The organism is Streptomyces mesophilus (assembly GCF_011044995.1).
Classification (GTDB): domain Bacteria; phylum Actinomycetota; class Actinomycetes; order Streptomycetales; family Streptomycetaceae; genus Streptomyces; species Streptomyces mesophilus.
In genome coordinates this window covers 1-556 of the sequence record NZ_JAAKZW010000500.1, presented here as the reverse complement: position 1 = coordinate 556, position 556 = coordinate 1, and the positions used below count along the sequence as shown (strand labels likewise).

The window sequence follows — 556 nt, the reverse complement described above, 5'->3', positions numbered from 1 at the left end:
GTCCCGTACGCAGCGGGCAGCCCGGAGGGCGCCGTCCCGCCCCCGCCGATCGGGCCCGAGGGCCCCGGCCCGGGCTACGGCTACCCCGGTTACGGTCCCCAGCAGGGCGCGCCGTACTACGGGCCGGGGCCCTATGGAGGCCAACCCGGCTACGGCTGGCCCCATATGCCGCTGCCCGCGAGCAATGGCATGGGCACCGCGTCCCTGGTGCTCGGGATCATCGCCACCGTCCTCTTCTGTCTGTGGCCCGTCGCGATCATCGTCGGCATCCTCGCGATCATCTTCGGCGCGATCGGCCGCGGAAAGGCCCGCAAGGGCGAGGCGAACAACGGCGGTCAGGCGCTGGCCGGGCTCATCTGCGGCTGCGTGGGGACGGCGGTCGCGGTGCTCTTCCTGATCATCTTCGTGGTCAACAACAACGACCCCTACGACGACGATCCGTACGACTTCGGCTCCCGCATTCATGCCGAGGCGCAGCGGTAGTTCCTCACGGAGGGGGTGCGCCACCGTCCTCTTCTGTCTGTGGCCCGTCGCGATCATCGTCGGCATCCTCGCG

Annotated in this window: 1 protein-coding gene; it reads left to right on the top strand. The window is 70.3% G+C overall.

Annotated elements, in window-relative coordinates; genetic code table 11:
* Nucleotides 1-483 (top strand): DUF4190 domain-containing protein (locus G6045_RS40785; RefSeq protein WP_235968629.1); only part of this gene is annotated, 483 nt, incomplete at its 5' end.
* Nucleotides 484-556 lie beyond the last annotated feature (73 nt).